This is a genomic window from Bradyrhizobium yuanmingense (assembly GCF_029167105.1).
GTDB lineage: Bacteria > Pseudomonadota > Alphaproteobacteria > Rhizobiales > Xanthobacteraceae > Bradyrhizobium > Bradyrhizobium yuanmingense_A.
Genome location: NZ_JARFML010000036.1, coordinates 66,496 through 80,738, shown reverse-complemented (window position 1 = coordinate 80,738; position 14,243 = coordinate 66,496). Strand labels below are relative to the sequence as shown.

Below are 14,243 nucleotides of genomic sequence, written 5' to 3'. Positions count from 1 at the left end.
GGCTCAAGGGGGGCGGGAGCGAACTCCTTAGGATTACGGGCGTCGTGAAGTGGAAAGGCTGGGGTCCGCCGGGACTCGCTATCTGCAGAGCGGCTAGCGGCGCCCAGTACTTTTCTCAGCTCAATGGAACGGACCCGCACCGCAACGGACATTAGATCAATATGTGAATAACATTCTTGCTCTTCCACGAAGGCTACAGAAGGGGCGCAAGCAGCTTGCTTACCGCCTCCGGTTGCACCTAGATTTAGATTCTAGGGGGAGGGCTGAGATGAAGTTGATTGCGTTCCGCATCACCAATTTCCGATCAATCGTGGACACCGGATGGTGTCCCTTCGCGTCGGATGGCATCACCGTCATAGTCGGTCAGAACGAGAGCGGAAAATCATCGATCCTCGAAGCGCTCGCAACGACGCTTCACGCAACGGATATTTCGGACGACGATTGTCGGATCGATGCGCCGATGCCCGCCATATTCTTGCGCATCGAGATAGACGCTAAACGACTTTTAGCGGCATTAGCCGCATACAATGAAGACCAAGTTGCTGTCGCAGGAGTAATTCTTGAGATGCGCGAAGGCGAGCTCATCGTGAGCTTTCGTTGGCGTTATGACGCTGCCAACGCCAAATATGCTTGCGTAATATCATGCGAGGACACCGATCTAGCGGAAGCGCTGCAAAAGAATGCTGCGCCGAAAGTCAAAGACACGGAAAGCGAAACAGCAGAGGAAGAAGAGATCGAGAGCGGTGAAGATGCGGAGGAGGAGAGGGCTAAGAAGGTCGTGTACGACCTTACGCCGGAGCGGCTCGGTGAAGAAATTTGTGCGCTAGCTCCAGCAATCGTGTTGTTTGATCAAGCTGCAGGCCTGCTGCCTGATCGAGTAGACATTCAAAAGGGAAAGAGGGGGGAGTCGGTTCTTTCAGGCACGGGAATGCAGGCTGCGGCCAATTTCTTGAAGATTGCCAATATCAACTTGGACGCTCTCGTAGATGGAAGCCCTAGAACCCGGCAAACGCTGTTAGCGCGCGCGAACGCGACGGTAACCGCCGATTTCAGTTCGTTCTGGAGCCAAACGATTGGGAAGAACGAAAAACTTCAGCTCAAGTGTTCGTTTGCTTATTACGGTCCGGGGGCTCAGAAAAGTGCGGGGGCACCACATCTCGAGTTTTGGATCACCGATGGGACAAATCAACTGTTCCCAAAGCAGCGCAGCTTAGGAGTACGCTGGTTTATCTCGTTCTATCTCCAGCTAAAGGCCTCTGAAAATGACGAGCAGGGAACAGTATTCCTGTTCGATGAGCCAGGCGCGAACCTGCATTCAAAGGCGCAGGCGGACGTCTTGAAAGTGATCAATGGATTGGCGAAGTCCAACAAAAGCCAGATCGTGTACTCGACACACAGCCCCCATATGATCGAATACGATAAGCTCTACAGGGTCATTGCCGCGCAGAGAGACGGCGATGCTGACAATTCGCCCACCACACTGGTTCACGCGCATGAACTTGGCGCGGCTTCTAGAGACACCCTGTCGCCTGTGTTAACGGCGATGGGCGTCGATCTGTCTCATCAGCAGGTAGTCAAAAAACGAAATAACGTAATATTGGAGGAAATCAGCGGCTTCTATTATTTGACTGCCTTTTGGGACCTTCTGGGAGAGAAGCAGGAGGCCTACTTCATTGCCGCAACCGGTGCCAGTAACGTACAGGCACTAGCCAATATGTTCTTAGGGTGGGGCTTAGAGTTCATTGTCGCCGTTGATGACGACAGCGCCGGAAGGCAAGCGTATAATAACCTCAAACGTTACATGTTTGGCGATGATGAAATAGTTTCCAAGCAGCGCATGCTCAAGATTGCAGGCGACGGCATGGAGGATATCTTTTCGAAGAACGACTTTTGTTTGCACATTCTTGGTGATCCTGATCTAACTTATGAAGGCAAAAACTCCCAACACGTAAAGAGCAGCACGCACTCAAAGCCCATTTTGGCTTATGAGTTCCTGAACAAGGTTCGAGGGAAGAAGATAAAGTTTGCAGATTTTGATGCAGACACCAAGGCCGCGATAAAGCAGTTGGTGAGAGAAATTACTTCTCGACTGCACAATAAGAAATAGCAGCCCGTAGGATGGGTTGAGCCCTTGCGAAACCCATCGCACTTGTTTCGTGACAAGATCGCGTCATGACGCGTACCGCCGCAACTTCGTTCCGGCTGGGTGTTTCTTCTTCACCGTCAATCTGGCGGAGCGGAAGCTGGCATTGTTGACAGATCATATCGAGGCGTTGCGCGTGGCGTTTCGCGAAACGCATCAGCGCCATCTATTCACGATCGATGCCATCGTGGTGCTGCCTGACCACCTTCACACGGTGTGGACGTTGCCGGAAGGTGATGCCGATTTTGCGATGCGCTGGCAGTTGATCAAATCCACCTTTTCGCGCGGCATGGCGCGCAATGAAAAGATATCCCAAAGCCGCTCGGCAAAAGATGAGCGGGGCATCTGGCAGCGCAGATATTGGGAACATACTATTCGTGACGACGTCGATTTCGCGCGGCATGTCGACTATGTTCACATCAATCCGATCAAGCACGGGCTCGTCAATCGGGTGCGTGACTGGGCGCCCTCCTCGTTTCATCGTCACGTCAAACTCGGCAATGACCTGTCGATTGGGCCGGCGATCAGTCGGATGACCGCCGCGATGACGGTGAGCGGGGATAGAGCAGCGATGGGTTTCGCAAGGGCTCAACCCATCCTACGAGCTTTCACCCTTTTTGCTTCTCTTCCGCGCTTTTTCCATCAGAGCTTTTCGAGCGCTCTTCGAAACGATCGGCCCCCTTGGCCAGATCGTGCCCCATCCTGCTCTCGTTCTTCGCTTCGTGCTTGGACGTTGCTTCACGCAAGCCTTCGGCGGCCCGTTCGCCCGCCTTTGATGATTTTCGTTCGTCATCCATCGGTGGCTCCTCCCTGATAAGACGCCTCCCGGAAGCTTGCTGGTTGATCCCGGATCGGGCGTCACAACGTTCCAATCGGATTGCCTGGACATTGTTCCTGCTTCCGTTGAGGCTGTTAGTCGAGCCGCGGCACATGCCGGCCGAACGGCACAGACGGATATCGATGCGCCAAGCACGATTGGACGGGCCCAGCAGCGTTCGGGACGTCCGCCTTGGGTCTAGGCCGGCGTCGCCGGATGAGACGACAAGATCGGTTAAGGGCCCAAAAGGCGACATTCATTCTTGGGTCTGATATCCTACTCGCCAGGGAGACCATCGATACAAGTCCATGGACGGCATTAAGCGGGCATTGCTGGTTGCAATTTCGGTTGGGGCGCTGGTTATCGTCGCGTTCAGCACTTATCTCCTCGTCGCGTATCCTAATATCATCCTGCTCTTAACCTACCTGGTCGTGCCGGTTTTCCTAATCGTAGGGCTTGGCCTCTTCAGGATCGCCAGAAACCGGAAGTAGGCGCCGTAAGTCTGCAACGGGTCGCAAGCGGCAATGCCAGCCCGTAGGATGGGTTGAGCCCTTGCGAAACCCATCACCCGCCCGGCATTCGAACGTCACCGGGCCCACCATCCGCGCTTCGTCGACATTTTCAGTAGGATGCCGACCGCCATGACCGAGAGCCGAATGAGGAAAGCGATGAGTTTCGCGAGAGCTCAACCTATCCTCAAGCCGTCATTCCGGGGGCGCGCGCAGCGCGAACTATGGTGCGCACTTGCGCACCTGAGAATCCATCGGGCCACAGCGTCGGCGGATGAATGGATTCCGGGCTCGCGCCCAAGAGGGCGCGCCCCGGAATGACGGCGGAGGCTGGCGCTGGCCAGCGAAAATCCTTAACGTCGGGTCTGACCCCGAAATGCCGAATCGTTTGCCATGCCGCCTGCGGAACAACTGCTCAACGCGCCTGAATTCACCGTCTCCGAACTGTCCCTGTCCCTGAAGCGGACGGTCGAGGACGCCTATGGCCATGTCCGCGTCCGCGGCGAAATCTCGGGCTTTCGCGGGGCCCATTCGTCCGGCCATTGCTATTTCGCGCTCAAGGACGAGAGCGCCAAGATCGAGGCGGTGATCTGGAAGGGCGTGCATAGCCGCATGCGCTTCAAGCCCCAGGAGGGGCTCGAGGTGATCGCCACCGGCAAGCTGACGACCTATCCAGGCTCCTCGAAATACCAGATCGTGATCGAGGCCTTAGAGCCGGCCGGCATCGGCGCGCTGATGGCGCTGATGGAGGAGCGCAAGAAGAAGCTCGCCGCCGAAGGGTTGTTCGACGAGGCGCGCAAGCAGCTCCTGCCCTGGCTGCCGGAGGTGATCGGCGTCGTCACTTCGCCGACCGGCGCCGTGATCCGCGACATCCTGCATCGGCTCGAGGACCGCTTCCCCCGCCGCGTGCTGGTGTGGCCGGTGAAGGTGCAGGGCGACGGCTCGGCCGAGCAGGTCGCCGCCGCAATCCGCGGCTTCAACGCGCTCCCCGAGGGCGGCCGAATTCCGCGGCCCGACGTCTTGATCGTCGCGCGCGGCGGCGGCTCGCTGGAGGACCTCTGGTCGTTCAACGAGGAGATCGTGGTGCGTGCCGCAAGCGAAAGCATGATCCCGCTGATCTCGGCGGTGGGGCACGAGACCGACATCACGCTGATCGACTTCGTTGCCGACAAGCGCGCGCCGACGCCGACAGCGGCGGCCGAGATGGCCGTGCCGGTGCGCAGCGACTTGTTCGTCGAAGTGGGCGATCTCGGCCGCCGCACCCGCGCCTATTGGCAACGCGCCCAGGAGAGCCGCCGCAGCGAACTGCGCGCCGCCGCGCGCGCGCTGCCGGCGGCCGGCGATCTGCTCGCGATCCCGCGGCAGCGGCTGGATTCGGCGGGCGCGTCCCTGCCCCGCTGCCTCAAGGCCAACACGCATGCGCATTTCCGCCGTTTCACCGCCGCAAGCTCGAAGCTGACGCTGCGCGTGCTGCACGGCCAGATCTCGCAGGCCGATCATCGCCTCACCGTGTGCGGCGAGCGGCTTGGTCTCTCCACGCGCTCGCTGCTGCGGCAGCGGCGCGACCGCTTTGCGGGACTCGAGGTGCGCCTGCGCGCCTCGAAGCTTGCGAATGCGCAGGCGCAGCGCAACGCGATTGCCCGCCAGCGCGAGCGCACGCATCGTCTGACTGAGCGGGCGCAGCGCGCGCTTGTCACGCTGCTGCACCGGCTGGAGGCGCGGGTCGAGAACAGCGGCAAGCTGCTCTCCGCTTTGTCCTATCGCAGCGTGCTCGCGCGCGGCTTTGCGCTGGTGCGCGACGAGGCCGGCCATCCCGTGCATGCGGCTGATACGATCGGCCCCGGCGCGCGGGTCGAGATCGAGTTCGCGGACGGCCGTGTCGGCGCGACGGCGGATGCGGATCGCCCGGCGCCTGCGGAGAGGCGCGCGCCGGCGCAGGCCAAGCCGGCTGCGGAGACAAAGCCGGCGCCGAGGCGCCTGGCCAAGCCGGTGGATCAGGGCAGCTTGTTCTGAGGGGGGAGGAGCGAACGCTCCATCATCGGTGTCATTCCCCGCGCAGGCGGGGAATCCAGTACGCCGCAGCTTCTCGATGACCCACTGACATTCTCGGAGTACTGGATCGCCCGGCTAAACCGGGCGATGACACTGAGTGTGGGGACGCGTCGAGCCACAAGCGGGCCAGCGACAGCGCCGGCCGCCTACCGGCACGACAATCCCGCCTCGATCGTGGTCCAGAAGCCGCAATGGTCCGGCGCGCGGTGGCCGGCGTGGGCCTCGAACAGCAGGATCGCGACGGTGAAGACGATCAGGGCGGAGGCGAAGAGCGTGATGCGGCCAGGCATGTGAGATGCGTTTAATCGACATCGTGGTCGAATGATGGCGCCATCACCGCGCCAGCCATTGCGCGACGTCCTGCTGCGAGGCGGCGCGGGCTTCGGCATCTCCGTGCTCGGGCGCGGCGGCGGCGTGCAGCGGCGTGCCGGCGCGGTCGAAATCGTGATCGGCGCCGGGATAGACCACGATGCGCGCCAGCGCGCTGCGGCCGCGCGCGCCGTCCACCATCTGGCGGCAGGCCGGCGGCGACGACACCTCGTCATCGGCGCCGATCAGAACCAGCGTCGGCACCCGCGTGCTCCAGCCCAAACCCGCCGAGATCCGGCAATCCGGATAGAATGCGATGGCGGCGCGGAAATCCGGACCGGGATCGCGGCCTGCGCTCTGCGGACGCACGGCCCAGAGCAGCGCGCTCGCACCATTGGCCCAGCCGATCAGGCTGACGCGGTCCCGCGCCACGAAAGGCTGCTGCATCAGCCAGGCGCGCGCGGCCGCGATATCGGCGACGCGTTCGCGCCGCGCCTTGACGTGCATCTCCTTGACGCGGCATTGCGGGCCGAGCTCGCGCGAGCCGTAGCTGTCGGGCAGCAGCACGGCATTGCCGTCCTTAAGCAGGCGCTCGGCCCAATCGCGATAGCGCGGCAGCACGGGATCGGAATGACCGCCGAGCCCGCCGCAGCCATGCAGCGCGATCACGGCCGGAAATGGCCCCTTGCCCGCGGGCTTGTAGAGCTGCGCATGGAGCACCCCGGACGCGAGCGGAATCTCGACCGGCTGCGGGCCCTCGGCGGCGTGCGCGGCCGACATCAGCAGCGTCAGGAACAAAGCGGTCAGGCGCAGGCGCATCGGACTCTGCCGCAGGGATTGCCGGAACCAGTGGCCCTTCGACCGAAGCCCTATCATGCGAAAACGGCGGCAAATCATCACGAACCGGTGGGTTTAACGGGCGGACAAGCCACCCCATCTATGCTACATCCCGTCCAACACATCGTGCCTTCCACGGCTTTCCATGGAGAGGCCCCCCACGGAGACTTTCGACCGTGCTGAACAAGTTCGGCCCCTCGGGCCATGGCGAAGCGCAGGTGCAATATCTCGACGGCGATTTCCGCGTGATCTCGCCGGGGACCTTCGTGCGCTGCGCGATCACCGACGTCCGCATCCCGCTCGACGAGCTGAAATACTGGAGCGTCGATCTGCAGGAGGCCTATGCGACGCCCGCCGCGGTGCTGCAGCGGCATTTTCCCGGCGCGCTGAAGCAGCCGTGATCCTTTGGCTCTCGCAACTCTCGTAGGGCGGGCAAAACCGGCAGACATATCATGCTGGCGGTAACAATTGCAGAGTGCAATTTCATCTGACTTCTCCTGGACGCGGCATCATTCAATAAGATTGCGGCCATGAATGCCGGCTGAATGTTCGCGGATGTTTAAAATTGTCCGGCTCCCATTGGGGCCCATTTAAGCCGGCCTGCACCACATTGCCTCGGGATGAAGTGGCAATCGGGCAGGAACGCATGGACCTCCGGAGAATTTTCAGCCGTTCGTTCGGTACACCTTCGAGCGCAAAGAATCATTTGCTCGAACGGTTCATCCGCGACGAGCAGGGCAGCTACGTGCTCATTTCTGCGCTGCTCATGCCGGTCCTGGTCGGCACTGCCGGCCTCGGAACGGAAGTGGGCTGGTGGTACTACAAGCACAAGAACATGCAGAGCGTCGCAGATTCCGGCGCGGTCAGCGCTGCGACGGCTGCCAGCGTCGGCGGCGACCCCTCGTCCGAAGCCAAGGCGGTTGCGGCAAATTATGGCTACACGGACGGGGCGAACGACGTCACTGTTACCGTGAACCAGCCACCAAAAACAGGCAGTCAGGCGTCGAACGCGCAGGCCATCGAAGTCATCGTCAGTCAACCGCAGCGGCGGCTGCTGTCGGCCTTGTTCGGCTCGGATCGCGTACCAATCACCGCGCGCTCGGTCGCCCTGCCCAATTCCGGGACGGGCTGCGTCCTTGCGCTCAACAGGAGCGCAAGCCCCGCCGTCAATGTCAGCGGCGGCAACCAGCTCAACCTGATCAAGTGCAACCTCTACAGCAATTCGAGCGCGAGCCCCTCGCTCAACGTCGCCGGCAGCGCCTCGGTCGCCGCAAACCAGGTCGGCGTGGTCGGCGACGTCTCCGGCGCGAGCAGCATCACGGCGGCCAACGGGATCAAGACGCACATCACGCCTGTCGCCGATCCCTATGCCGACGTCTCTCCACCCACGCGGCCGAGCTGCAGCAATGCCAAGATCACGGTCAACGCCAACGGAAAGACGAACTCGCTCGACCCCGGCTGCTATATGGGCAGCATCACGGTCAATGCCGGCGCAGTGCTGAACCTCAATCCCGGCATCTATTATCTGGACGGCGCCAGCCTGAGCGTCGCCGGAAATGCCACCATCACCGGCAGCGGCGTCACCCTGGTGTTCACCGGCTCCGGCAGCGACTGGGGCACCGCCTCGATCGGCAGCAACGCGAGCGTCGACCTGACCGGGCCGACCAGCGGCCCGACGAAGGGCATCGTCATGTACGGCGACCGCAACATGCCGGCCGGGACGGCTTTCAACCTCACCGGCGGCAGCACGCAGAATTTCGGCGGTGCCATCTACCTGCCGAAGGCCAATCTCAGCTTCAGCGGCGGCAACGGCACCAGCACATCCTGCACCAAGATCATCGCGGATACGCTGACGTTCAGCGGCACGTCGAACCTGCAGGTCAATTGCACCGCGCTCGGCACCGCGACGATCGGTTCGCAAACCGCGCAGCTCGTCGAATGAGGTTTGGAGCGATGCAGATCCGGAATGTCTCATCCAGGTTTGGCCGTCGATGGCTCGGTTCTCTGGCGCGGCACGGGCGCAATGCTGCCGGCGATCAACGGGGCGTCGCGGCGGCCGAATTCGCCATCCTGGTTCCGCTGCTGTCTCTGATGGTCGTCTCGGTCACGGACATCGGGCTCGCCCTCTATCGCAAGATGCAGGTCGAAAATGCCGCGCAAGCAGGGGCCCAGTACGCGATTGCGCGCGGCTTCGACACGAACGGCATCGCGAACGCCGTCGCAAGTGCCACCAGCGCGACGAACATCACCGCGTCACCTCCGCCGGTCCAGTTCTGCGGATGTCCGACGAGTGCGGGCGTCAGCGCCACCAGCTGCGGAACGGTCTGCACCGGCGGTGCGCCGGCCGGAACATATACGACAGTCTCGGCGAAAGCGACGTACTATACGATCATCGACTATCAGATCGTGGAGGCCACATACACGTACACCGCGCAGTCCACCACGAGGCTGCAGTGAAGCTCACCGCACTCTGGCGGGACACGCGGGGCACCACAGCGCTGGAATTCGCGCTGACTGCTCCCGTGTTCTTCCTGTTCATATTCGGGATCATCGAATGCGGATTGCTGTTCTGGACCCAGCTCGGAATCCAGCATGGCAGCGAAATGGCGGCGCGCTGCGCGAGCGTCAACAACACGCTCTGCCCGAACAGCAGCGCGATCACGACCTACGCTGCCCAGCAGGCCTTCGGCCTCACGCTGCCGCCGGGGACATTCACCTTTGCCACGGCCGCGTGCGGCAACCAGGTCAGCGCGAGCTATTCATTCGAGTTTCCGCAGATCATCAACCTGTCTCCGATCACACTGACCGCGCGGGCATGTTTTCCGAGTTGAGGTCGCCGACAGGCGGTTTTGCCGCGCGAAGGAAGAAGGGCGATGTGCCCGCAGCTCATTGCCGGCAGGTCAGCAAAATGATCTCCGTCATGCCGGTCGATTGCGTTCTACATTCCTTGCAGCCGTTGGTGAGTCGTTTCGCCCTGTGGTTGGATTCTTTGTTGCAGTTCCGCGCCCTAGAGTTGTTTGATGAAGTTCTGCTGAAACAAAGCACTGCTATAGTGCACGTTAGGTAATTGGCCCTGTTCTTTTTATCGCACAGACGATCAGGTCAACCAAACAGCCATCGAGCGTTGGAATTTGGCGCGGTCTGTGAACGGGCTCATATCGAAGAGCCATCTGACGGGCGCCGATCACCTTGAAAATTCGCGGTGGAATATCTGTAAATTGACAATCAAGCGATGGGGGTGACCATGCCCGCCATTTTCGACCTGCTCTATCGTGAATATTGCCGCGCCCGTCTCGCTGAAATGCGCAAACAGCTTCTGATCGCAGCTGAGCGCGCTGAAGCTGTCGCAGCGGATCATTATCCCGCGACGCTGAGTGACGATGAGCGAACGGATCCGCACCGCAAGACCGGTCTCGGCATGCCGAATTGAAGCGGCTCCAACACCGGCGATCACTCCCGCGTAGCAGTGACCAAGCAATTGGCAACAGTTTGGGAGACCGCAATGAATACACCCGAATGCTACACCGTCGTCGTCGCCTGCATGTCGTGCCTGACCATCATCGGATTGATGGCCGCGGGTGCGTGGTGAACAGGCTCCTCGCTCGTTGCAGACATGATTCCGGCTTCGACATGAGTACAGCCGCCGCGTCGTCCGACGGCGGCGGCTGCGCTTTGGATCTGGAGATCAGCTTCCCGGCGGCGAATAGGAAGGACGCAGCTTCGCCGCGTTCTGGCGGACCTGCTTGATCTCGTCCTGCGTGAACAACCGAACCAGCTTCACGTTCTGCAGCGTGCCGGCCGTGACGGTCAGGCCGGAAATGGCCGGAGCCGCACTGGGATCAGGCACATCGAAAATGACGAGGACGCCGGGGCCGTCGGCCGCGACGCTGTACATCGAGACCAACTTTCCACCGGCCGCTTCGATGAGCTTTCGAGCTGCCTCCTGGCGATTGGTCGTGGGATTCTCCAAAATGGCATTGAGAGCGCGTGGCGTGTATTGTCCGGTGAGGCAAAAATGCATGGCATGTTCTCCTCTGAACTGTTGGCAATGACTTTCCGTGCCGTTGCGAACTGGTCGTTACGGCCGCTGCACCTGACATGATGAAGATTCATTGCCCGCCGTGGGCATCAACGCCGTCGATGATTTCCGGGAGTTCGGCACGTCCCGGTGACGGCTCTCATGCAAAGCTACATCAACTCCAGAAGGCGCGGAAGAAGATTCGCCAGCAGCGACATTTTACGTTTCGCGACTAGGGCAGAGACGTTGCCTCACGTTGCGAGATCAGCGCGCACTGAACCTGCGCTCGCGCGCTCTGTATAGATGGTCGCTGATCAATTGCCGCAACTTTGCCGGATCATCGAACTCGAGCTGAACGGCGAACGGCACGATGCCGTCAGGCACGCCTGCGCGGCCGCGCAAGCGGGCAAGATCCTTTTCCGTGGTCACCAGCGTGAGCTGCTCGCGCTGGGCGTCCGCTGCGAGCGCCGCGATCTCGCCGTCCGAAAACACGTGGTGGTCGGCGAAGGCGCGCGTGCGCGCCACGTCGATGCCGCTTGCACGCAAGGTGCGGAAGAAACGTTCGGGATCGCCGATGCCGGCGAAGGCGAACACCCGCTTGCCGAGCAGCGGCGCGAGCGAGGCCGCATCCGGCTTCAGGCGCGCACGCAGCTCGGGCTTGTTCCGTTTCGCGATCTCCGCCGCGACGTCGTTGGCGGCATTGCCGCCGCCGATCAGCACCAGCGCATCGGTGCGCGCGAGCTGCGCCGCGAGCGGGGCGCGCAGGGGCCCTGCGGGAAACACCTTGCCGTTGCCGAGGCCGCGCTCGCCGTCGATCACGATCAGCGAGGCATCCTTGAACAGAGCCGGATTCTGGAAACCGTCATCCATCAGGATCACGGTGGCGCCTTGCGACTTCGCCAGCGCGACGCCGTCGAGGCGGTCGCGCGCGACCACGACCGGGACGTCACGCGCCATCATCAAGGGCTCGTCGCCGACGTCGGCCGCATCGTGACGCTCGCGGTCGACCATCACCGGTCCCTTCAGGCGTCCGCCATAGCCGCGGCTGAGCACGACCGGCGTCTCGCCGAGGTCGCGCAAGAGCTTGGTCAAGGCCAGCACCGTCGGCGTCTTGCCGGCACCGCCGACATGGTAGTTGCCGACGCAGATCACGGGGATGCCGGCGTCCACGCCCTGGCGCGACATGCGCCGTGCCGTGATCGCGCCGTAAAACGTACCGAGCGGCCATAGCGCGTACGATTGGAGGGAGCGTGGCCGGTACCAGAAGGCCGGCTCACGCATTGGCGGCCCCCATCTCGATCCGCAACTGCAGCAGATACGGCGCGAGCGCGGTCATGGTGCGATCGAGCGCCCCGCCAAGCTGCTCGACCACGCCGGAGGCCGCGTGCTGCATCTTGTCGCGCATGATGGGATCGGCCAGCAGCCGGCCGAGCTGCTTAACCAGCGCCTCCTGCGTGTCGGCCTGCCGCGCCCCGCCGCTGATATCGAGCGCTTCATAGACGTCGGCGAAGTTGAACACGTGCGGACCATGGACGATCGCGGCGCCCAGCTTGATCGCCTCGATCGGGTTCTGCCCGCCATGGTGGATCAGCGATCCGCCCATGAACACGATTCCCGAGAGCCGGTAGAACAGGCCGAGCTCGCCCATGGTGTCGGCGACATAGACGTCGGTCGTCGCGGTCGGCAGCTCCTCACGCGAGCGCAAGCTGGGTTTCAGGCCCGACGCCGTGACGAGGCCTGCGATCGATGAGCCGCGATCCGGGTGCCGCGGCACGATCACGGTGAGAAGCTGCGGGAAGAAGCCGACCAGGCTGCGATGCGCCGCGACCAGCATCTCGTCCTCGCCCGGATGAGTCGAGGCGGCGACGATGATCGGCCGCCCCCGCGTCATCGCCATCAGCCGCTCGAGCTTGGCGGGGTCGGCCGGCGGCGCGGGCACGTCGAGCTTGAGATTGCCCGTCGTCGCGACGTCGCGGCCGCCGAGCGCGGCAAAGCGCTCGGCATCGGTCTTCGACTGCGCAAGACAGATGTCGAACCGCGACAGCAGCGCCGAGATGGTGCCGTGCATGCGGCGCCAGCGCGGGAACGAACGCGGCGACATCCGCCCGTTGATCAGCACCATCGGCACCCGCCGCGCCGCGCCGGCGAGGATCAGGTTCGGCCATAGATCGGATTCGATAAACAGCGCCAGCGACGGCTTCCAGTGATCGAGGAAGCGCGCGACATAGCGCGGCGAGTCATATGGCACGTATTGATGGATGACGTCGGGCGGAAAGCGCTTTGCAACGACCGCCGCCGAGGTGACGGTGCCCGAGGTGAGCAGGATGCGCAGATTGAGATCGCGCAGGCGCTCGATCAGGGCGGCTGCGGCCAGCACCTCGCCGACGCTGGCGCCGTGGATCCAGACCAGCGGGCCATGCGGCCGCACGTCGCGGGACAGGCCCCGCCGCTCGCCGACGCGTGCGGGATCCTCCTTGCCCTGCTTCAGCCGCCGCTTGATCAGCGCAGGCGCAAGCGGCACCAGGCCGGCGGCCAGGCGCCGGTACATCCGCAGCGTGATCGGCAGCGCAATGGGCAGCGACTTAGGCATCTTCCGGTCCCGGGCATCCGAGCTGCGCATAGGCACGCCGGGTCGCCTCGTTCAACGTGTCTTCCAGCTCCTGCCGCAACGTCTCCATCATGGCGGCGTCGGCATCTGCGGGAACGTGGATTTCCTTGATGCCGACCAAAGCGCCCCGCCCGAATGGCAAATTGATGGTGGTGCGGTCCCAGTTCTTGAGCCGGACGAAGCGGCTGGTCGCCATCGCGAAAGGCATGATCGGCCGTCCCGATTCCCGTGCCAGCATGATAATGCCGAGCCCGGCCACGCGCGAGCGCTTCGGGACATCGGCGGTCAGCGCGACATTACAACCGGCCTGGAGCGCCCGCACCATTTCCTTGAAGGCGCCGACGCCACCTTTGCGGTGAAACGCGCCGCCATGGTCGCCGGAACCGCGGATGGTGCCGATCCCAAGCCGCTCGGCGGCGATCGCATTGAACTCGCCGTCGCGGTGCCGGGAGATCAGCACCTTGGCCTGATAGGAGGCCTTGTCCTGGTTCTTGATGAAGGGCGTCAGGAAATGCTGGCCGTGCCAGAACGCGAAGATCGCAGGGAGCTGCGGCTCGACGCGTTCGTAGACCTCGGGCGGATCGAACGTGAAAGTGCTGGTCCGCCAGACCAGACGCAGATATTCGGCCGCCAGGACCCCGACGGCACGCTGAAACCAGCTGCTTCGCAGCGTATTGCGAAGCAGTTTCTTCAACGCGCCGGTTCTTGGTTCGGATCGAGCAGCCGATGCAGGTGGACGATGAAGTAGCGCATCTGCGCGTTGTCGACCGTGCTCTGCGCCTTGGCCCGCCAGGCGGCGTGGGCGCTGGCATAGTTCGGATACAGGCCGACGATGTCGACCTCGTCCAGATTCTTGAAGGTGTTGTGCTCGAGATCGACGAGCTCGCCGCCGATGACGAGGTGGAGCAGTTGTTGCGGGGCACTATCTGGCATGAGGTCTGTTCCTAACG

The 14,243-nt window shown here is 62.6% G+C and carries 16 protein-coding genes and 1 pseudogene; 9 read left to right on the top strand and 8 right to left on the bottom strand.

Going from position 1 to position 14,243, the window contains the following annotated elements:
- Window positions 1-268 precede the first annotated feature (268 nt).
- Window positions 269-2,107 carry an ATP-dependent nuclease gene (locus tag P0R31_RS33215; protein WP_275518837.1) on the top strand — a complete coding sequence of 613 codons (1,839 nt, stop codon included), beginning with the start codon at window positions 269-271 and terminating at the stop codon, window positions 2,105-2,107.
- 49 nt (window positions 2,108-2,156) lie between these two features.
- Window positions 2,157-2,707, top strand: a pseudogene (locus P0R31_RS41135) (REP-associated tyrosine transposase).
- 44 nt (window positions 2,708-2,751) lie between these two features.
- Here P0R31_RS41135 and P0R31_RS33205 read toward each other — a convergent pair.
- Complete coding sequence (locus P0R31_RS33205; protein WP_275518836.1) at window positions 2,752-2,940, bottom strand: hypothetical protein; 189 nt, start codon at window positions 2,938-2,940, stop codon at window positions 2,752-2,754.
- A gap of 328 nt (window positions 2,941-3,268) precedes the next feature.
- Between P0R31_RS33205 and P0R31_RS33200 the strand changes: the two genes are divergently transcribed.
- A complete protein-coding gene (locus P0R31_RS33200; RefSeq protein WP_275518835.1) occupies window positions 3,269-3,451 on the top strand; it encodes a hypothetical protein in 183 nt (60 codons plus the stop codon).
- A 411-nt stretch (window positions 3,452-3,862) separates the two neighbouring features.
- Complete coding sequence (xseA, locus tag P0R31_RS33195; protein ID WP_275518834.1) at window positions 3,863-5,482, top strand: exodeoxyribonuclease VII large subunit; 1,620 nt, start codon at window positions 3,863-3,865, stop codon at window positions 5,480-5,482.
- 185 nt (window positions 5,483-5,667) lie between these two features.
- Here xseA and P0R31_RS33190 read toward each other — a convergent pair whose 3' ends face one another.
- Window positions 5,668-5,811, bottom strand: coding sequence for a hypothetical protein (locus P0R31_RS33190; RefSeq protein ID WP_275518833.1), 144 nt, complete (start codon window positions 5,809-5,811; stop codon window positions 5,668-5,670).
- A 43-nt stretch (window positions 5,812-5,854) separates the two neighbouring features.
- Window positions 5,855-6,649: a dienelactone hydrolase family protein gene (locus P0R31_RS33185; protein ID WP_275518831.1), complete on the bottom strand. Its 795-nt coding sequence runs from the start codon at window positions 6,647-6,649 to the stop codon at window positions 5,855-5,857.
- 194 nt (window positions 6,650-6,843) lie between these two features.
- On the opposite strand from P0R31_RS33185, the gene P0R31_RS33180 reads away from it, so the two are divergent.
- From P0R31_RS33180 to P0R31_RS33160, 5 genes are all read left to right on the top strand, one after another.
- Complete coding sequence (locus P0R31_RS33180) at window positions 6,844-7,068, top strand: DUF2093 domain-containing protein (RefSeq protein WP_260372720.1); 225 nt, start codon at window positions 6,844-6,846, stop codon at window positions 7,066-7,068.
- 305 nt (window positions 7,069-7,373) lie between these two features.
- Window positions 7,374-8,609: a TadE/TadG family type IV pilus assembly protein gene (locus P0R31_RS33175; protein WP_275518830.1), complete on the top strand. Its 1,236-nt coding sequence runs from the start codon at window positions 7,374-7,376 to the stop codon at window positions 8,607-8,609.
- A gap of 11 nt (window positions 8,610-8,620) precedes the next feature.
- Window positions 8,621-9,124 carry a TadE/TadG family type IV pilus assembly protein gene (locus P0R31_RS33170; protein ID WP_275518828.1) on the top strand — a complete coding sequence of 168 codons (504 nt, stop codon included), beginning with the start codon at window positions 8,621-8,623 and terminating at the stop codon, window positions 9,122-9,124.
- Window positions 9,121-9,498 carry a TadE/TadG family type IV pilus assembly protein gene (locus P0R31_RS33165; RefSeq protein ID WP_275518827.1) on the top strand — a complete coding sequence of 126 codons (378 nt, stop codon included), beginning with the start codon at window positions 9,121-9,123 and terminating at the stop codon, window positions 9,496-9,498. The genes P0R31_RS33170 and P0R31_RS33165 overlap by 4 nt, the downstream gene beginning before the upstream one ends.
- A 413-nt stretch (window positions 9,499-9,911) precedes the next feature.
- Window positions 9,912-10,097 carry a hypothetical protein gene (locus P0R31_RS33160; RefSeq protein ID WP_275518826.1) on the top strand — a complete coding sequence of 62 codons (186 nt, stop codon included), beginning with the start codon at window positions 9,912-9,914 and terminating at the stop codon, window positions 10,095-10,097.
- A gap of 255 nt (window positions 10,098-10,352) precedes the next feature.
- On the opposite strand, the gene P0R31_RS33155 is transcribed toward P0R31_RS33160, so the two are convergent.
- From P0R31_RS33155 to P0R31_RS33135, 5 genes are all read right to left on the bottom strand, one after another.
- Window positions 10,353-10,688: a GYD domain-containing protein gene (locus P0R31_RS33155; protein WP_172787163.1), complete on the bottom strand. Its 336-nt coding sequence runs from the start codon at window positions 10,686-10,688 to the stop codon at window positions 10,353-10,355.
- A 261-nt stretch (window positions 10,689-10,949) separates the two neighbouring features.
- Window positions 10,950-11,966, bottom strand: coding sequence for a tetraacyldisaccharide 4'-kinase (lpxK, locus tag P0R31_RS33150; protein ID WP_275518820.1), 1,017 nt, complete (start codon window positions 11,964-11,966; stop codon window positions 10,950-10,952).
- Window positions 11,959-13,275, bottom strand: a complete 1,317-nt coding sequence (locus P0R31_RS33145) for a 3-deoxy-D-manno-octulosonic acid transferase (RefSeq protein WP_275518819.1) — start codon at window positions 13,273-13,275, stop codon at window positions 11,959-11,961. Before P0R31_RS33145 ends, lpxK begins: the two co-directional genes overlap by 8 nt.
- Window positions 13,268-13,987, bottom strand: a complete 720-nt coding sequence (locus P0R31_RS33140; RefSeq protein ID WP_275518817.1) for a lysophospholipid acyltransferase family protein — start codon at window positions 13,985-13,987, stop codon at window positions 13,268-13,270. The genes P0R31_RS33145 and P0R31_RS33140 overlap by 8 nt, the downstream gene beginning before the upstream one ends.
- Entirely contained in the window at window positions 13,984-14,226 is a 243-nt protein-coding gene (locus P0R31_RS33135) for a DUF4170 domain-containing protein (protein WP_036039955.1), read from the bottom strand. The genes P0R31_RS33140 and P0R31_RS33135 overlap by 4 nt, the downstream gene beginning before the upstream one ends.
- Window positions 14,227-14,243: the final 17 nt, after the last annotated feature.